15 protein-coding genes are annotated in these 18599 nt (G+C 65.8%); 2 read left to right on the forward strand and 13 right to left on the reverse strand.

Annotated elements, in window-relative coordinates; translation table 11 throughout:
- Nucleotides 1-63: 63 nt before the first annotated feature.
- From N7422_RS11155 to N7422_RS11170, 4 genes are all read right to left on the reverse strand, one after another.
- The gene (locus tag N7422_RS11155; RefSeq protein ID WP_279806585.1) at nucleotides 64-1401 is read right to left on the reverse strand and encodes a sensor histidine kinase; all 1338 of its coding nucleotides are present in this window, start codon (nucleotides 1399-1401) and stop codon (nucleotides 64-66) included.
- Nucleotides 1401-2093, reverse strand: a complete 693-nt coding sequence (locus N7422_RS11160) for a response regulator transcription factor (RefSeq protein ID WP_279806586.1) — start codon at nucleotides 2091-2093, stop codon at nucleotides 1401-1403. Before N7422_RS11160 ends, N7422_RS11155 begins: the two co-directional genes overlap by 1 nt.
- Nucleotides 2094-2221: 128 nt before the next feature.
- Entirely contained in the window at nucleotides 2222-3163 is a 942-nt protein-coding gene (locus N7422_RS11165) for a FecR family protein (RefSeq protein WP_279806587.1), read from the reverse strand.
- The gene (locus N7422_RS11170) at nucleotides 3156-3695 is read right to left on the reverse strand and encodes a sigma-70 family RNA polymerase sigma factor (RefSeq protein WP_279806588.1); all 540 of its coding nucleotides are present in this window, start codon (nucleotides 3693-3695) and stop codon (nucleotides 3156-3158) included. Before N7422_RS11170 ends, N7422_RS11165 begins: the two co-directional genes overlap by 8 nt.
- A 171-nt stretch (nucleotides 3696-3866) precedes the next feature.
- On the opposite strand from N7422_RS11170, the gene N7422_RS11175 reads away from it, so the two are divergent.
- Nucleotides 3867-6794: a TonB-dependent receptor gene (locus N7422_RS11175; protein WP_279806589.1), complete on the forward strand. Its 2928-nt coding sequence runs from the start codon at nucleotides 3867-3869 to the stop codon at nucleotides 6792-6794.
- Nucleotides 6795-7081: 287 nt separating this feature from the next.
- Here N7422_RS11175 and N7422_RS11180 read toward each other — a convergent pair whose 3' ends face one another.
- The 9 genes from N7422_RS11180 to N7422_RS11220 form a co-directional block, all read right to left on the reverse strand.
- The gene (locus tag N7422_RS11180; RefSeq protein ID WP_279806590.1) at nucleotides 7082-7780 is read right to left on the reverse strand and encodes a S24 family peptidase; all 699 of its coding nucleotides are present in this window, start codon (nucleotides 7778-7780) and stop codon (nucleotides 7082-7084) included.
- Nucleotides 7781-8015: 235 nt separating this feature from the next.
- Complete coding sequence (ppa, locus tag N7422_RS11185) at nucleotides 8016-8543, reverse strand: inorganic diphosphatase (RefSeq protein ID WP_003255365.1); 528 nt, start codon at nucleotides 8541-8543, stop codon at nucleotides 8016-8018.
- A 93-nt stretch (nucleotides 8544-8636) separates the two neighbouring features.
- On the reverse strand, nucleotides 8637-9452 hold the full coding sequence (locus tag N7422_RS11190; RefSeq protein ID WP_279806591.1) for a zinc-dependent peptidase: 816 nt from the start codon (nucleotides 9450-9452) through the stop codon (nucleotides 8637-8639).
- Nucleotides 9453-9459: 7 nt separating this feature from the next.
- On the reverse strand, nucleotides 9460-10107 hold the full coding sequence (locus N7422_RS11195) for a DedA family protein (protein WP_279806592.1): 648 nt from the start codon (nucleotides 10105-10107) through the stop codon (nucleotides 9460-9462).
- Nucleotides 10108-10368: 261 nt separating this feature from the next.
- Entirely contained in the window at nucleotides 10369-10827 is a 459-nt protein-coding gene (locus N7422_RS11200; protein WP_279806593.1) for a GNAT family N-acetyltransferase, read from the reverse strand.
- Nucleotides 10828-10933: 106 nt separating this feature from the next.
- Nucleotides 10934-11752, reverse strand: a complete 819-nt coding sequence (eutC, locus tag N7422_RS11205) for an ethanolamine ammonia-lyase subunit EutC (protein ID WP_279806594.1) — start codon at nucleotides 11750-11752, stop codon at nucleotides 10934-10936.
- 8 nt (nucleotides 11753-11760) lie between these two features.
- Nucleotides 11761-13155 (reverse strand): ethanolamine ammonia-lyase subunit EutB, encoded by a 1395-nt coding sequence (locus tag N7422_RS11210; RefSeq protein WP_279806595.1) that lies wholly within the window; start codon nucleotides 13153-13155, stop codon nucleotides 11761-11763.
- 49 nt (nucleotides 13156-13204) lie between these two features.
- Nucleotides 13205-14653, reverse strand: a complete 1449-nt coding sequence (gene eat / locus N7422_RS11215) for an ethanolamine permease (RefSeq protein ID WP_279806596.1) — start codon at nucleotides 14651-14653, stop codon at nucleotides 13205-13207.
- Between the two features lie 198 nt (nucleotides 14654-14851).
- Nucleotides 14852-16372 carry an aldehyde dehydrogenase gene (locus N7422_RS11220; RefSeq protein ID WP_279806597.1) on the reverse strand — a complete coding sequence of 507 codons (1521 nt, stop codon included), beginning with the start codon at nucleotides 16370-16372 and terminating at the stop codon, nucleotides 14852-14854.
- A gap of 268 nt (nucleotides 16373-16640) precedes the next feature.
- On the opposite strand from N7422_RS11220, the gene N7422_RS11225 reads away from it, so the two are divergent.
- Nucleotides 16641-18599 carry a sigma-54-dependent Fis family transcriptional regulator gene (locus N7422_RS11225; protein WP_279806598.1) on the forward strand — a complete coding sequence of 653 codons (1959 nt, stop codon included), beginning with the start codon at nucleotides 16641-16643 and terminating at the stop codon, nucleotides 18597-18599.

An 18599-nucleotide genomic window follows, 5' to 3' on the forward strand; every position in this document is an offset into this window, starting at 1 on the left:
GGCTGAATTCAAGAGATCACAGATGGTAATAACTCTTATTTGAGAGTAAAGCGCATTAACTTTCTAAACACTTTCACTCGTCGGCAGCAGCAGGTGCAGGCACAGGCCGGGGTAGCCGTTGCTGGCCCATAGCCGGCCACCTTGCAGCTCGATGGCGCGCCGGGCGATGGCCAGGCCCAGGCCGAAGCCGGCACCGCTGCCAGGCAGGCGGCGATAGGGCTGGAAGATCTGTTCGAGCTCGGTCTCCGGCACGCCCGGTCCCTGGTCGCGCAGGCACAGGTGCCAGTGCGCGCCTTCGCGCCAGCCCTCCAGGCTGACCCGGCCGCCGGGCGGTGAATGGCGGATGGCGTTGCGCAGCAGGTTTTCCAGGGCCTGAGCCAGGCTGTCCAGGTGCGCCTGCACCTGGCAGTCGAGACCCAGCGTGCAGGGCAATCGCTCACTGGCCCAGCCGCTTTCGAAACAGCTGTCCTGGGCCAGCGCTTCCCAGACCGACAGCACCAGCACCGGCTCGGTCGGCAGCTGGGGTTGTTCGGTGTCCAGCCAGGCGAGGTCCAGGGTGTCTTCCAGCAGCTTCTGCATGTCGTCCACCTCACGGTCCAGGCGCTGGCGCAGTTGCTCCTCCGGCAGGCCGCTGTCATGGGCGATGCGCAGGCGGGCCAGTGGGGTGCGCAATTCGTGGGACAGGGTGCGCAGCAGCAGGCGCTGCTGGTCGAGGCTGCGGCGCAGGCGCATGGCCATGTGCTCGAAGGCCTGGGCCAGCTCGCCCAGTTCGTCGCGGCGCTCCTGCAGCGGCAGGCCGGGGCTGTCCAGGTCGTCCGCGCGCAGGGCATCGGCGCGGTCGCGCAGGCGATTGAGCGGAGCCACCAGATGGCGGTACAAGGCCAGGCCCAGCAGCAGGGCGAGCAGTGCGGGCGCTACGCCGTGGGTGACGACGTGGGTCCAGGGCGTCAGGCCGGTGGGCAGCAGGTGCTCGGGGAGCTGAATGACCAGACGGCCTTCCTCCGGATGCTCGGGGAACGCGATGCTCACATAGGGCAACTCGTCCTGCAGGCGTCGGCTCATCGGCCAGTCGAGCTTGCGCATGAAGGTCAGCCGGCCGGCTTCCTCGGCGCTCAGCGCTGTGGTGCCGAGGCTTTCCAGGCGGGGGCCGACGATGGCCACCCAGGTGTCCTCCTGTCGCTGCAGCTGGTGGCGCAGCTGCTCCACGCCGATGGCGCCGTCATCGTGCCAGGCTTGCTCGGCCTGCTCGGCGAAGCGTGCCAGGAAGGCGCGCTCGGCGGGGGCGAGGAAGTAGGTGCTGCGTTCGACCGAGAGCCCCCAGGTCCAGATCAGCCAGGTCAGCAGCAGGCAGAAGCCCACTTGCAGCAGGGCCAGTTTCCACAGCAACGGGTGACGGCGCATCAGCGGGGTGCCGTTTCCACCAGCACGTAGCCCTGGCCGCGCACTGCCTGGATCTCCAGATGGCCTGCGCCGATGTTGGCGAGCTTGCGGCGCAGGTTGCAGACATGCACGTCCAGGCCCCGGTCGAGGCGGGTATAGGGGCGGTGCAGCACGCTCTGGTAGAGGAACGCCTTGCTCAAGGCCTCGCCGGGGTGCTCGCGCAGCGTCGCCAGCAAGCGGTATTCCGAGCCGGTCAGGCCGGCACTGCGACCCTGGTGCGCGACGTCATGGTTGGCTGGGTCGAAATGCAGGCTGGAGTGCGGCGCTGGCGCGCTCGGGCGACGGTCCAGCGCCACGCGGCGCAGCAGGGCGTCGACCCGGGCATCCAGCTCGGCCAGGCTGAACGGCTTGGGCAAGTAGTCGTCGGCGCCACGGGTGAAACCGCTGATGCGGTCCTGCTCCGCGCCCAGTGCCGACATCAGCATCACCGGCACCGCCTGGTGGCGGCGCAGTTCGTCAAGCAGGCTGAGGCCGTCGATGCCGGGCAGCATGATGTCCAGCAGGATCAGATCGAAGCGTCCCTGTTGCATGGCGGTCAAGGCCTGGGTGCCGTGCTCGCAGGCCTGCACGGCGAAACCGCGCCGCTGGAAATGCTGTTCCAGGCCTTGGCGCAGGCGGGAGTCGTCTTCGGCGAGCAAGAGCTTGGGGGACACAGGAAGGCCTTGATGAGAATTCGTTGCAAATACGAATCATCCCATTGAGCGCAGTGTCTGGGCAATGGCCGGATACTGGCATTTCGTCAGGTGGCGCCGACAGAACCCCGCCACAAGCGCCCCCGCGCTCAGCGGCTGATGAAAATCCCGGCGCGCTCGCTGCGGGTTAGCAGGCCATGGCTCTGGCTGAGCATGGCCACCGCCAGGGGCAGGTCGTCGAGGGGGAAGGTGCCGGAAACGCGCAGATCGGCCACGGACGGATCGCAGATCAGGGGCTGGTCGCTGTAACGCATCAACTCCTGGGCCCATTGCAGCAGCGGCATGTCGTCAGCCACCAGCAGCCCGTTGCGCCAGGCCAACCGGGTGGCATGGGCCGCCTCGACGGGGCCGGGGCGGTCGCGGCTGAAGCGCACCTGTTGCCCGGCATGGATGATGGTCGGGCTGTCGGCCCGCTTGAGGTGGAGACGCACGGCGCCCTCGTAGACTGCGAGCTGGGTTTCGTGCGCCAGCTGGCGCACGCTGAACGCTGTGCCCAGGGCCACCATCACGCCCTGTTCGGTCTGCACACTCAGCGGCCGCGGTGGTCGCTGCGGGTCCGGCGCGGTGACGAGGTAGATCTCGCCTCGCTCCAGGTGCAACAGGCGTTGCTCGGCACTGAAGCGCACACTCAACGCCGTATCGCTGTTGAGCGACACCTGGCTGCCATCGACCAGCAGCACGTCCCGACGCTCGCCCACGGCGGTCAGGTAGTCGCCGCCGGCCACGCCACGCCGCCAGACCCACCAGCCCAGCGGAGCCACGCCGACCAGCAGGAGCACGGCGCGCAGCACGGCGCGGCGACTGCTGTCCGAGGGGCGCGCGAGGGTCTGCCTGGCCAGTGTCGGTGGCAGCGTGCCCAGCCGTGACAGCAAGCGCTGCGCGCGACGCCAGGCGCGTTCGTGCTCCGGGTCGCTGCGTCGCCAGTGTTCCAGCTCGGCCTGCTGTGCCGCGTTCAGCGGCCCTTCCTGCATCAGCAGCAGCCACGACGCCGCCTTGGCGAGCACCGGCTGGGCGATAGGCGTGTCATTCATCGGGCATCTGGCTCAGGCATGCCACATAGCCCTCGTGGATGTACTTCTTCACCGTGGGCAGGGCGATGTTCAGGGCCTGGGCGATGTCCTTCTGCTTCATGCCATCCAGGGTCGCCATCAGGAATGCCTGCCTGACCCGCGGGCGCAGGGTATCGAGCAGCGCATCGATCTCGTGCAGGGTCTCGAGGATGACGCTCTGTTGCTCGGGTGACGGGTGTTGCGGTTCGGGCACCAGCGCCAGGGCCTGGAGCCAGGCCTGTTCCAGCGAATGCCGACGGCGCCAGCTGACCAGCACGCAGTTGGCGATGCGGGTCAGGTAGGCCCGCGGCTGGCGGATGGCTTCCGGCTGCAGTGTGCTGCGGCTGGCCAGCACACGCACGAAGATGTCCTGGGCCAGATCGTCGGCCACGCCACGTCCCCACGAGCTGAGGCGATACGCCAGCCAGCTGCGCAACCAGGCATGGTTCTCGATGTACAGCGTGGTGACGGCGCAGGGGGGGCTGTGGGGCGGTGGGGGTCTGAAGGCGGTCATGGCTCGACGGGACAAAGGGTGCAAATGCAAACAATTATCACTAATCTGCCCTGAATCACAAGGTCAGATGAAAATGCGAATCGCCCGCATATACCTTTTTTCCGTTCGTGCGACAGAGAGGGCAGGAGCCCGCATCCAGTGCCGGGCATAGACCTTACGAGCGAGAAAAGCATGCCCGCGACCCGTCGGCTTTCCCCTGTTTCACGCCCCTTGCAGCGCTTGTCCCCGATCAGCTTCGCCGTCCGTTGCGCGGTGCTCGGCTGCCTGATGACCAGCGGCGTGCCCCTGGCCCAGGCTGCCAGCGAAACCACCCGCGAAAGCACCCGGATGGACGACGCCACGCTGCGCGACTACGACATTGCCCAAGGCCCGCTGGGGACCTCGCTGGGCGCGTTCGCCAGCCAGTCGGGCATGCTGGTGTCCTATGACGCTGACCTGACCCGAGGGCGCGCCGTGCCGGCGCTCAAGGGCCGTTTCACGGTTCGTGAAGGCGCGCAGCGGCTGTTGGCCAATACAGGGCTGCAGCTGCTGCCGAGCGCGGGCGGTACCTACCGCCTCATTGCGCAAGGCAACGCGCAGGGACGCGCGACCGAACTGACGCCAACCCTGGTCGACGCCACCGAACTGCTGGATGCCCAGCAGACCTACCGTGCGCCACGCTCGACCGTGCACCTGGTGCGCGAAGACCTCGACCGTTTCGGCACGGTCTCGGTGGGCGACATGCTCAAGGGCGTGGCCGGCGTACAGGTGGGCGACAGCCGCAACGGCGGCGCGCTGGACGTCAACATCCGCGGCATCCAGGGGCAGAGCCGGGTGGCGGTGCGGGTCGATGGTTCGGAGCAGGCGCTGGATGTGTATCGCGGCTATGGCGGCACCCAGCAGCGCAGCTACATCGACCCGGACCTGCTCAGCAGTGTGACCGTGAACAAAGGCCCAAGTACCCGCTCGGGCGCGATCGGCGGCTCGGTGGAGATGAAAACGCTCGGGGTGGAGGACATCCTGGTGGATGGCAACAGCGTAGGCCTGCGCCTGACCGGAAACCTCTGGAACAACGGCGTCGAACCGGAGCATCGCAACAGCCATTCCCTGGACGAGGAACTGAGCACCACGCCCCGCGACAGCCGTGCCAGCCTGTTCGGTTCCAAGGCAGAGTCCGGCAGTGCGGCCTTTGCCTACACCAACGAGCGTTTCGACCTGGTGGCGGCCTATGCGCACCGTGACCAGGGCAACTACTTTTCCGGCAAGAAAGGCCAGGACCGCTACCGTCTCTACGATCGCTGGGGCGACGAGGAGCCCAGCGTGGCCAACACCTACAATGCCGGCGAAGAAGTGCTCAACTCGTCGTCGCAGACCGATTCCTACCTGCTCAAGACCACCTGGCGGCTGGCCGACGACCACACGCTGGACCTGGGCTACCGCCGATTCGAGGGGCGGATGGGCGAGATCATGCCGTCGGACATCTTCCGCTTCGGCACCGCCAGCATCTATCAGTACCCACCGTCGCAGATCGATATCGATACCTATACCGCGCGTTATCACTACCTGCCCGAGGGCAATCCGCTGGTGGACCTGACCGGCAGCCTGTGGATGACCGACGCGCAAACCAGCAGCCTGAGCGCGGCCTGGATGGCGCCCAAGTCGCAGCTGTTCCGCACCGACCGCGCCTGGGCCCGCCAGGATGACCGGCGTATCGGCGGCGACCTGAACAACGTGTCGCGGTTCGCCACCGCCCATGGCGATTTCAAGCTGGACCTGGGGGCCGGCTTCCAACTCCAGGACCTGCAGCCGCAGAAGAGCGTGCTGGCCACCCAGCACGACATCAACGCCAACCGCATGCTGCGCGATGCCTCGCGCCAGGAGTTCAGCTTCAACGGCAATCTGCAATACCAGCCCATCGAACAGGTGACGCTGTGGGGTGGAGGTCGCTACGCCCATTACCGGACCAAGGACAACACCGTGCGGGCCGAGGCCCGGCGCGAGGATCGGGAAGTGCGCTGGATCACCGCCAGCAGCCCAGGGCATTGGGGCAGCATGATGTGGTTCCCCGACCAGAACGGCCAGTACACCGACGCCACCGACCCGCGCCTGAACAATGGCATCGTCTTCGAGAACAGCAACGAGCCGTTCAATGGCGTGCCATTCAACGAGTCCGGCGCGACCAATGTGGTGGTTCATCCGGAGGGCGTCAGCAATGTGGTCACCGGCTACGACTACACCCCGCAGGGCACCAGCAGCGCAGGTGGCTTCTCGCCCGCGTTCGGCATCAATGTCGAGTTCCTCCCCGACACCTTCGTGTATGCCTCGTATACCCAGGGCCTGCGCCTGCCCTCGTTGTTCGAGACCAGCCAGGGCACCCAGCAGGTCACGCCGGGCAAGCACCTCAAGCCCGAGCGCTCGCGCAGCTGGGAGGTCGGCGTCAGTGCCTTGCGCAGCAACTTCCTGATCCAGGGGGACTCGCTGTCGGCCAAGCTCGCCTACTTCGACAACGACATCAAGCACTACATCACCCGCTACTACGACCCAAGTCCAGGGCTGTGGGGGCGTATGACCTTCAGCAACACCGACAGCTTCAAGACCCGCGGCCTCGAGCTGCAGTCGCACTACGACGCCGGGCGCGTGTTCGCCGACCTGTCGGCCACCTACTACCTGCAGACCGAGACCTGCGACGCGGCTTTCGCGGCCAAGCTGCGCGCCAGCGCCAATCAGTACCAGCGTACCCAGGACACCCCGGACTGCACGCCAGGCAGCTACATGGGCTCGTACACCAATACCCAGAACCCGCCGCGCTTCTCGGCGAACCTGCTCACCGGGTTGCGTTTCTTCGACGAGGCGCTGACCGTGGGCGGACGCATGACCTACACCTCCGGACCCACCGCGCAGATGGACAAGCCCTGGCAGACCGGCGCCACGACGCCGCAGATCGACTACCGCTCGGTGGCGCTGTTCGACCTGTTCCTCAAGTACAAGGTGCTGGAGCACACCGAGCTGAACGTGTCGGTGCAGAACCTGACGGATCGCTATTACCTCGACCCGCTGGCGCAGAGCTTCATGCCGGCGCCGGGGCGGACCTGGCGGATGGGCGTGGTGACGCGGTTCTGACTGGCCTGGTACGGCCTTGCAGGCTGTACCGTGCAGGAACGCATGGTTTTTGACGGGCATTAAAAAGCCGGCTTGTGGCCGGCTTCTCGGGGACGGTCTTGGCTTATTTTTGATAAACCGCAACCGCCTTAAACAGTTGGCAACATGGCCTGAAAAAGATGGCGGACGACTGTGTCAGGCGTCGCCAGGCCCTCTGGAATGCGGCTTGCACCATCAGGGGGCGTGATGTGCGGCGTAGCATACTAGGGCGCGTTGGCGATGCCCAGCAAAAAGTGCCATGCGGTGTGTCATTCAGGCCGTGTCGGGCGCAGGCACGCCCACCAGAATACCCAGCCAAGGATTTCCAGGCCCTGGACCCGACGCTGGTAGGCGGTGTAGCGCTCGATGGGATGGTTGAGCCGGTCGTGGCTGTGCAGGCACAGCGTGCCGTTGTGGCCCAGGGTGAGGTTCTGGACCCGCAAGCGGCCATTGTGCAGCAGCGCATAGCACTCACCTTCGACCACCCGGGTAAAGGTGCGGTCGATGGCCAGGAGCGCGCCTTGGGGAACCAGCGGTGCCATGTTGTTGGCCGGCATGCCCAGGCAGATGGCTTTTTCCGCCTGGACATTCAGGCTTTCGAGCGCCTGGCGAGGGATTGGCTGGTGGCGCCCCGGTACCGGTTCCAGTGTTCCCTGGTACGGCTGGTAGAGGGGCAGATCCACCGTTTCACTGCCCAGCGCCAGCAACGGCGCCGGGGCGGTGTCGTGGGGCGGCGCTGGCGGCGCGGCGCTCAGTGGAGCGGGGTGCTTGAGGCCTTCACCATTGCGCAGCCAGCGCCGGTTCACGCAGAACAGGTCGGCGATCTCGTCGAGCCGGGCCAGCGGCACACCGCGCTTGAACCAGTTGTTGACGTGCTGAGGGGTGACGTTGCGCTGTGCGGCAAAGTCGGAAGGGGTGAGATTGCACTCCTGCAGGAGGGCTTTGAGACGATCGCCGGATGTGTTCATGGCGTCGAGTCTATCGACCCTTTAATTGTGTGGAAATCAACCCGATGTAGAGGCGATCTGTAGGAAAATTTGCAGGTTGTAGGGGAGGGCTGAGGATCAGGTGGGAAGCTTCTTTGAGGCGCGACAAGCGCGCTTCCAAAGGGATTGCGTATGGCCTGGAGAGGCGCACGGCATGGGGCGGTGGAATGACACGCACAAAAAAGCCCTGCCGAAGCAGGGCTTTTCACTGTCAGGCTCAGCCCTTGTAGGCAGCGACCGACTTGGTGATCGCGGCGCGGGCGGCGTCAGCACCTTCCCAGCCTTCGATCTTGACCCACTTGCCCTTCTCGAGATCCTTGTAGTTCGCGAAGAAGTGCTCGATCTGCTGGATCAGCAGCGCTGGCAGGTCGGTGTATTCCTTCACGTCCACGTACAGCTGGCTCAGCTTGTCGTGAGGAACGGCGATGACCTTGGCGTCGCCGCCGCCATCATCGGTCATGTTCAGCACACCAACCGGACGGGCGCGGATCACCGAGCCAGGGGCAACCGGGTACGGGGTCACGACCAGCACGTCCAGCGGGTCACCGTCGTCGGCCAGGGTGTTCGGGATGAAGCCGTAGTTGGCCGGGTAGAACATCGGGGTGGCCATGAAACGGTCGACGAACAGGGTGTCGCTGTCCTTGTCGATCTCGTACTTGATCGGCGCGTGGTTGGCCGGGATCTCGATGGCGACGTAGATGTCGTTCGGCAGGTCTTTGCCGGCTGGAATCTTGCTGTAGCTCATTGGGCAATGCCCCCGTGTTTGATCAAAAAAGTGGCGGCGATTATAGGCACATTCCCACAACGCATGCCACGCTCGGCCAGATGTGCGGGCGCTTCAGGCGTGGCTTTCGCGGTAGTCCGGGTGTTCGGCCTGCAGGCGCGTCAGACGATTCAGCGGGTCCTGGCGGTAGAACAGTGACAGCTGCCGGTAGACCTGCGGGTAGGCCTGGTGTAGCAGATCAGGGGCGCTGAAGAAGTATTCGCTGGTGACGGCGAAGAACTCGGCCGGGTTTTCCGCGGCATAGGGGTCGATGGCCATTTCGGCATCCGGGTTGGCATCGAGCTGGCGGTTCATGTCGTCGTAGGCCTGCTGCATGGCCTGGGCCCAGTCCTCCACGCGCATTTCGTCGTGCAGCGGTGGCAGGCCGTTGGCGTCGCCGTTGAGCATGTCGAGCTTGTGCGCCAGTTCGTGAATCACCAGGTTGTAGGCTTCCCAGCCACCGCTGGACAGCACCCCGGGCCAGGCCATGATCACCGGCCCCTGCTGCCAGGCCTCGCCGCTATGCTCGGCGTCCCACACATGCTCGACGCCGCTGCCGTCGCGGTGGCGCTGGGGGCTCTTGAAGTCGTCGGGGTAGAGGATGATCTCGTGGAAGCCTTGGTACCAGTTCAGGTCGCCCAGATGCAGCAACGGCAGTTGGGCCTGGGCGGCGAGAAACAAGCGTTGCTCATCGTCCAGCTCGACGCCTGGCAGGGTGGTCAGGTGCTTGTCGTGCAGGAACAGCACGCAGGCCTCGCGCAGCCAGCGGTCCTCCTGGTCGGTGATGCCATCGAGCAGCGGCAGCCGCGCGCGGATCGCCTGCCAGAGCTGCGCGTCGACCGGGTAGCGGGCCAGGGTGCGCCGCCGCCGCCAGGCGCTGAACGACCACATGGGGCGGTCAGTGGGCCTTGGCCGTGCGGCCGAAGCGGCCACGCAGGAGGCCGAGGATCATCGGCACCAGCGAGAGGATGATGATGGCGACGACCATCAGCGACAGGTGCTGCTTGATGAACGGCACGTTGCCGAAGAAGTACCCCAGGGTCACCAGTCCGCCTACCCACAGCAGCGAGCCGGCGATGCTGAAGCCCAGGAAGCGCGGATAGTGCATATGGGCGATACCGGCGACGAACGGCGCAAAGGTGCGCAGGATCGGCAGGAAGCGCGCCAGGGTGACGGTCTTGCCGCCGTGGCGTTCGTAGAACTCGTGGGTGCGCTGGAGGTAGTCCTGGCGGAAGATCTTCGAGTTGGGGTCGCGGAACAACCGCTCGCCCGCCGTGCGCCCGATCACGTAGTTGGTGCTGTCGCCCAGGATCGCCGCCGCCATCAGCAGGCCGGCCAGCAATACCGGGTCCATGCCGCCGCCCGCGGCCACGGCGCCGGCGATGAACAGCAGCGAGTCGCCCGGCAGGAACGGCATCACCACCAGGCCGGTCTCGCAGAAGATCACGGTGAAGAGGATGGCGTAGATCCAGGGACCGTAGTTGGTGACCAGCAGATCGAGGTAGGCATCGAGATGCAGGATGAGGTCCAGCGGGTTGAAATCCATGTACAGCACCTGTGTTCTTGACCCGCTTCTACGGGCGCGCGAGGACGGACAGCGCCATGGGACTGGAAAGATTTACCGGCTGATTCGGTAACTTTTCACACATGACAGGAGGGGCATTATACGGCGAAGTCCGGAATACGCCCGGAGAGTTTGTAGCGGGGGATTACGATTGCGTGGGAACAGGCTTGCCCCGCGAAAGGGCTGGTGAAGCAATCGCGGGGCAAGCCCGCTCCCACAGCGTGCGATGCGCGCGGGCGTCGCTCAGTCCTGGCTGATCGGCAGGATGTAGTTCTCGAACTCGGTGTCCTTGCGAAAGCCCATGGATTCGTAAGTCTTGCGCGCCACCTCGTTGTCGCTGCTGGTGGACACGCGCATGCGCACGGCGTTGGTTTTCCTGGCCATCTTCTTGGCTTCGCGCATCAGGTGGTCGGCCACCAGCATGCGCCGCGAGTCCTCGGCCACGTAGATGTCGTTGAGGATCCACACGCGCTTGAGCGACAGCGACGAGAAGCTCGGGTAGAGCTGGCAAAATCCCAGCAGCCGGTCGTCACCTTCGTCCGGCAGGGCCAGGTAGATGATCGATTCGCCGCGCTTGAGACGTTTTTCGAGGAACGACCTTGAGCTGTCCGGGTAAGGCAGTTGCCCATAGAACTCGCGGTATTTGACGAACAGCGGTGTTAGCAGGTCGAGGTGTTCCAGGGTTGCCTTGATGATGCGCATGGGCGGGCCTCTGAGTCCATTTGGGGATACGGCGGATTGCCAGCAGCGTTCGGTGCATGCTGCCTAATGCAGGCTAGAAGCGCAATCCGCCTTCCATGACAGTTTCTCATCCCTCTCCGAGCAGGAAATTTCCGGTTTTTGACGAGGAATCTTCGCTGTCGATGCTATGGACCTCGGCTTCGTCCTTCAGATTCACCCCCGAAAGCTGCCGCCTGCAGGCCTCGCGCATCAGGTACAGCAGGCGATGGGCGGCCATCCCGTAGCTCAGGCCTTCCAGGCGCACGTTGGAGATGCAGTTGCGGTAGGCGTCGGTCAGGCCGACCTTGGGCGCATAGGTGAAGTACAGGCCCAGGCTGTCGGGCGAGCTCAACCCCGGGCGCTCGCCGATCAGCATCACGGTCATGCGCGCGCCGAGCAGTTCGCCCACTTCGTCGGCCACCGCGACCCGGCCTTGCTCGACCAGGATCACCGGGGCGCTGGTCCAGCCGTCGGCGGCGGCCTGCTCCTCGAAACGGCCGAGGAACGGCAGGGTGTGACGATGCACGGCCAGCGCCGAGAGGCCGTCGGCCACGACGATGGCCAGGTCGACCCCGCCGGGGTTGGCCTGGGCATGTTCGCGCAGGCGCTGCACGGAGTCCTCGTGCAGGCGCCGGCCCAGGTCGGGGCGTTGCAGGTACTGGTGACGGTCGCTGGCGGCGCTGTGCAGCAGCAGGCTGTCGCGGCCACGGTCGCTGAGCTGCTGGCGCAGGCCGGCGTGATCGAACGGCAGGTGCACGGCATCGCGGGCCTGGGCGTGGGCGAACTGGAAGTCCAGCTGGGCGCCGGTCGGCAGGCTGATGCCGGTGCGGCCCAGGGCGATGCGCGCCGGGGTCAGGTTGCGCAAGGCCAGCCAGGGGTTTTCCGGGGTGGGAGTGTGTCGTTCCATGCTCACCTCTAGACCAGGTGCGCCAGGGCGTGGCGGAAGGCTGGCGGCAGGTTGTCGCCAAAGCGGATGCGGCCATCGGCCTGGGTGAAGATGCCGGTGCGCTCGAGCCAGGCCTCGAATTCCGGCCCGGGCTTGAGGCCCAGGGTCTGGCGCGCGTAGAGCGCGTCGTGGAACGAGGTGGTCTGGTAGTTGAGCATGATGTCGTCGGAGCCGGGGATGCCCATGATGAAGTTGATGCCGGCCACGCCCAGCAAGGTCAGCAAGGTGTCCATGTCGTCCTGGTCGGCCTCGGCGTGGTTGGTGTAGCAGATGTCGCAGCCCATGGGCACGCCGAGCAGCTTGCCGCAGAAGTGATCCTCGAGGCCGGCGCGGATGATCTGCTTGCCGTTGTACAGGTACTCCGGCCCAATGAAACCGACCACGGTGTTGACCAGGAACGGCTTGAAATGGCGGGCCACGGCGTAGGCCCGGGTTTCGCAGGTCTGCTGGTCGACACCGTGGTGGGCGTTGGCCGACAGCGCGCTGCCCTGGCCGGTCTCGAAGTACATCAGGTTCTGCCCGACCGTGCCGCGCTTGAGCGACAGACCGGCTTCGTAACCTTCCTGCAGCACGTTGAGATTGATGCCGAAGCCGGCGTTGGCCGCTTCGGTGCCGGCGATCGACTGGAACACCAGGTCCAGCGGCACCCCGCGGTTGATCGCCTCGATCGAGGTGGTGACGTGGGTCAGCACGCAAGCCTGGGTGGGAATGTCGTAACGCTGGATGATCGCGTCGAGCATTTCCAGCAGCGCGCAGATCGAGGCGATGCTGTCGGTGGCGGGGTTGATGCCGATCATGGCGTCGCCGTTGCCATAGAGCAGGCCGTCGAGAATGCTGGCGGCGATACCGGCCGGCTCGTCGGTGGGGTGATTGGGCTGCAGGCGGGTCGACAGTCGCCCGCGCAGGCCCATGGTGCCGCGGAACGCGGTGACCACGCGGATCTTCTGCGCCACCAGCACCAGGTCCTGCACACGCATGATCTTCGACACCGCCGCCGCCATTTCCGGCGTCAGCCCAGGGGCCAGCGCGCGCAGGCTGTGCTCGTCGGCCTGCTCGCCGAGCAGCCAGTCGCGCAGGCCGCCAACGGTCAGATGGCTGACCGGGGCGAAGGCCTGCTGGTCATGAGTGTCGATGATCAGACGGGTGACTTCGTCCTGTTCATAGGGGATCAGTGCTTCGCTGAGGAAGTGCTTGAGCGGGATGTCGGCCAACGCCATCTGCGCGGCGACGCGTTCACCGTCGTTGCTGGCGGCGACGCCGGCCAGGTAGTCGCCCGAGCGCGCCGGGCTGGCCTTGGCCAGGACGTCTTTCAGGCTGTCGAAGCGGTAGACCTGGTTGCCTACCGTGTGGGTGAAACTTGCCATACAGAATCTCCAGGGCGCCGCAGGACCAGCCTGCGGCGTGGGTCGGCGATCAGTGCAGGGCCTCTTCGGCCTTCTGGATCGCGGCGAATTCCTCTTCGGGCGTTCCGGCCACCAGGTGGTGGCGGCTGTAGAAAGCAAAGTAGGCAATCAATACTGCATAGATCACGGCGGCGCCAATCACCACCCGTGGGTCGACCAGGAACCCGGCGACCACGGCGAGGCAGGCCAGCACCAGGGCCACGCCCGAGGTGAGGATACCGCCGGGGGTGCGATAGGGCCGCTCCATTTTCGGACGGCGGATGCGCAGGGTGATGTGCGCGGCCATCATCAGCACGTAGGACAGCGTGGCGCCGAACACCGCCACCAGAATCAGCAGGTCGCCCTGGCCGGTCAGCGACAGGGCGAAGCCGATGACCCCGGGGATCACCAGGGCCAGCACCGGCGCCTTGCTCTTGTTGGTCTCGGAGAGCTTGCGCGGCAGGTAGCCGGCTCGGGACAGCGCGAAGATCTGTCGCGAATAGGCGTAGATGATCGAGAAGAAACTGGCGATCAGGCCGGCCAGGCCCACCAGGTTGACGAAGCTGCCCATCCAGGTGGAACCGCCATAGGCCTTCGACAGCGCCTCGACCAGCGGGTTGCCCGAGGCCTTGAGCGCCTCGGAGCCGGCGCCACCCGGGCCGACCACCAGGATCAGCAGGGCGAAGGCCAGCAGCACCAGCATGGCGCCGATCAGGCCGCGCGGCAGGTCACGCTTGGGGTTCTTGGTCTCTTCGGCGGCCAGTGGCACGCCCTCGACGGCCAGGAAGAACCAGATCGCATAAGGGATCGCCGCCCATACCCCGACGTAGCCGAACGGCAGGAAGCTGCTTGCACCAACGGCGTCGGTCTTGGCGATGTCGAACAGGTTGGCTGCATCGAAGTGGGGCACCATGCCGATCAGGAACACGGCCAGGGCGATGGCGGCGACGGCGGTGATGATGAACATCAGCTTCAAGGCCTCGCCCACCCCGAAGATGTGGATGCCGATGAACACGATGTAGAACGCCAGGTAGATCATCCAGCCACCGATGCCGAACAGCGACTGGCAGTAGGCGCCGATGAACACGGCGATGGCCGCGGGGGCGATGGCGTACTCGATGAGGATCGCCGTGCCGGTGAGGAAGCCGCCCCAGGGCCCGAAGGCGCTGCGGGCGAAGCCGTAGCCGCCGCCGGCGGTGGGGATCATCGAGGACAGCTCGGCCAGGGAGAAGCACATGCACAGGTACATGGTGGCCATCAGCAGGGTGGCGAGGAACATGCCGCCCCAGCCGCCCTGGGCCAGGCCGAAGTTCCAGCCGGCGTAGTCGCCGGAGATCACGTAGGCCACGCCCAGGCCCACCAGCAGGACCCAGCCGGCGGCGCCTTTCTTCAGTTCGCGTTGCTGGAAATAGTCCGAGCCGACCTTTTCGAAATCGACGGAGGAACTTGCCGGCGTGCTGCCGGAGTGATCGCTTGGCATAGTGTTCACCTGTTGTTTTTCTTAGGTTGCCGGAGGGACTGCCGGCCCTTGGTGATTTTTACTGCAGGAAGCGAGCCAGAGCCCTTGGGGCCGCTTTGCGGCCCTTTCGCCGGCAAGCCGGCTCCCACGCAGAGGCGGTTGGACCTGTGGGAGCCGGCTTGCCGGCGAAAGGGCTGCGCAGCAGCCCCAATGGCCTGTTTAGAAGAAGCCCTGTGGATTGATGTCGTAGCTCACCAGCAGGTTCTTGGTCTGCTGGTAGTGGTCGAGCATCATCTTGTGGGTTTCACGGCCGACGCCGGACTTCTTGTAGCCACCGAACGCGGCGTGGGCCGGGTACAGGTGGTAGCAGTTGGTCCACACGCGGCCGGCCTTGATGCCGCGGCCTACGCGGTAGGCGCGATTGATGTCGCGGGTCCACACGCCGGCACCGAGGCCGAACTCGGTGTCGTTGGCGATCGCCAGGGCTTCGGCTTCGTCCTTGAAGGTGGTGACGCTGACCACCGGGCCGAAGATCTCTTCCTGGAACACCCGCATCTTGTTGTTGCCCTTGAGTAGGGTCGGCTGGATGTAATAGCCGGTCGCCAGTGAACCTTCGAGTTGCTCGACCTTGCCGCCGATCAACAGCTCGGCGCCTTCCTCCTGGGCAATCTGCAGGTACGACTGGATCTTCTCGAACTGCTGCTGCGAGGCCTGCGCGCCGACCATGGTCTCGGTGTCCAGCGGGTCGCCGCGCTTGATCTGCAGCACCTTCTTCATCACCACTTCCATGAACTGCGGGTAGATCGACTCCTGCACCAGGGCGCGTGACGGGCAGGTGCACACTTCGCCCTGGTTGAAGAACGCCAGCACCATGCCTTCGGCGGCCTTGTCGATGAAGGCCGGCTCGGCCTGCATGATGTCCTCGAAGTACACGTTGGGCGACTTGCCGCCCAGTTCGACGGTGGACGGGATGATGTTCTCGGCGGCGCATTTCATGATGTGCGAGCCGACCGGGGTGGAGCCGGTGAAGGCGATCTTGGCGATGCGCTTGCTGGTGGCCAGGGCTTCGCCGGCTTCGCGGCCATAGCCTTGCACCACGTTGAGCACGCCCTTGGGCAGCAGGTCGCCGATCAGCTCGAGCAGCACGGTGATGCCCAGCGGGGTCTGCTCGGCGGGCTTGAGCACCACGCAGTTGCCGGCGGCCAGGGCCGGTGCCAGCTTCCAGGCGGCCATCAGCAGCGGGAAGTTCCACGGGATGATCTGGCCGACCACGCCCAGCGGCTCATGGATGTGGTAGGCCACGGTGGTTTCGTTGATCTCGGCGGCGCCGCCTTCCTGGGCGCGGATGCAGCCGGCGAAGTAGCGGAAGTGATCGACCGCCAGCGGGATGTCGGCGTTGAGGGTTTCGCGGATCGGCTTGCCGTTGTCCCAGGTTTCGGTGATGGCCAGCACTTCGAGGTTCTGCTCGATGCGGTCGGCGATGCGCAGCAGGACGTTGGAGCGGTCCTGCACCGAGGTGCGGCCCCAGGCGTCGGCGGCGGCATGGGCGGCGTCGAGGGCCTTGTCGATGTCCTCGGCGGTGGAGCGGGGGAATTCGGCGATCGGCTGGCCGTTCACCGGCGAGGTGTTGGTGAAGTACTCACCCTTTACCGGAGGAACGAACTCACCACCGATGTAGTTGCCGTAGCGGCTCTTGAAGGACACCTTCGCGCCCTCGGTACCGGGATGTGCGTAACGCATGGTGTGTCTCCTGGTCGTTGTGATTGTTGCGGAGTTTCAAAGCGTAGAGCAAAGGTCGGGCCAGTGCCTTGAGGTGCTTTTGAATCAATGACTTGGATCAGGGTTGTTGAGGGTTCGGCGAATGCCTTGTGCCAGCGCCGGCACGGCCCTGGTGACACTTTGTACCGTTTGCGACACAGGACGTGACCGTAGGGTCGGCGCACCGTTGCAATGCGCTCCCGCCTGGAGGATGCTGGCGCAACGCTCTATCTGCGGAGAACAACAAGAAATGCAGAGCAACCCGTTCAGCCGCCATGCCCAGCAAGTGCTCACGGTCGCCCACGGCCAGGCCAGCGGGCCGGGCAGCGACCCGTCCATCGCCCGCTCCTGGCTGCGCTGCCTGGAGGACTATCACCTCGACCCTGCGCGGGCCCAGGCCCCCGTCGTGCTCGAGCACGGCCGCCTGCTGGAGAGCCGCGAGCGCCTGCGCCAGGTGCTGCGGATCGCCGACAACGAGATGAACAGCCTGCACCAGCAGTTGTCCGGCAGCGGACATGCGGTGCTGCTCACCGATGCCCGCGGGGTGATCCTCAATTGCGTCACCGCGCCCAGTGAGCGGCGGATCTTCGAACGCGCCGGGCTGTGGCTCGGCGCCGATTGGAGCGAGGCCCGCGAGGGCACCAACGGCATCGGCACCTGCCTGGTCGAGCGTCAGGCCCTTACCATTCATCAGGACGAGCACTTTCGCGGCCGCCACACCGGGCTGACCTGCTCGGCCAGCCCGGTGTTCGATCCCCACGGCGAACTGCTGGCGGTGCTCGATGTGTCGTCGGCGCGGCCGGACGTTTCGCGACAGAGCCAGTTCCATACCATGGCGCTGGTCAATCTCTCGGCGAAAATGATCGAAAGCTGTTATTTCCTGCGCCACTTCGAGCAGCAATGGCTGCTGCGCTTTCACTTGCAGGCCGAGTCGGTCGGGTTGTTCAGCGAAGGCCTGCTGGCCTTCGATGGCGACGGGCGGATCTGCGCCGCCAACCAGAGCGCGTTGAACCTGCTGGGTACCATCCGTGGCGGCGTGCTGGGCAAGGCGGTGGAGAGCTTCTTCGCCTGCGGCCATGACGAACTGTTCGGCCGCGCCACGCCACAAGGCAGTGCCGTCTGGCCACTGCATACCCGGGATGGTCGCCAGGTGTTCGCCAGCCTGCGTGGCCAGGCGCGTGCGCCGGCCTGGTCGGTGGCGGCGGCGCTGCCCATGGCCGCCGAACCGGGCATCTGCCTGCTCGACCCAGCCCTGCAGAGTGATTTCCAGCGTGCGGTACGGGTGTTCGAGCGCGATGTGCCGTTGCTACTGCGCGGCGAGACCGGTTGCGGCAAGGAGGCCTTCGCCCAGGCCGTGCACCAGGCGAGCGCCCGGCGGCTCAAGCCGTTCGTGGCGATCAACTGTGCCTCGATCCCGGAGAGCCTGATCGAGAGCGAACTGTTCGGTTATCGCGGCGGCAGTTTCACCGGCGCGCGCAAGGAGGGCATGCGTGGCAAGCTGCTGCAGGCCGATGGTGGCACCTTGCTGCTGGACGAGATCGGCGACATGCCGCTGGCGCTGCAGACGCGCTTGCTGCGGGTGATCGAAGAGCGCCAGGTGGTGCCGATCGGCGGCGAACCTCAGGCGGTGGATGTGCGGATCATCAGCGCCACCCACCGCGACCTGCTGGAGCGGGTGGAGCGGGGCAGTTTCCGCGAAGACCTCTATTACCGCCTCAATGGCCTGGAAGTGGCGCTGCCGGCGCTGCGCGAGCGCAGCGACAAGGCACAGTTGCTGGACTTCCTGCTGGCGCAGGAGGCCGACGGGCAGCCCATCGAGATCGAGCCCGGGGCGCGGCAGGCGCTGCTGGACTTCGCCTGGCCCGGCAACGTGCGGCAGTTGCGCAATGTGCTGCGCACGTTGGTGGCCTTGTGCGAAGAGGGGCGAGTCGAGTATCGGGATCTCCCACGGGTGGTGCGTAGCGCGGGAGCGGGCTTGCCCCGCGATGGCGTACGAGCAGACAACGCCAATGACCCTGCCGACGCCATCGCGGGGCAAGCCCGCTGCCACGATGGCAGTGCCTGTCTTGAGGGCGCCGAGCGCCAAGCATTGCTCGGCGCGCTGGAGGCAAATCACTGGCACATGACCCGCGTCGCCGAGCGCCTGGGTATCAGCCGCAATACCTTGTATCGAAAACTGCGCAAACACGGCATCGCCAGGGGCGGTTGA

Source organism: Pseudomonas sp. GD04091 (assembly GCF_029836165.1).
GTDB lineage: Bacteria > Pseudomonadota > Gammaproteobacteria > Pseudomonadales > Pseudomonadaceae > Aquipseudomonas.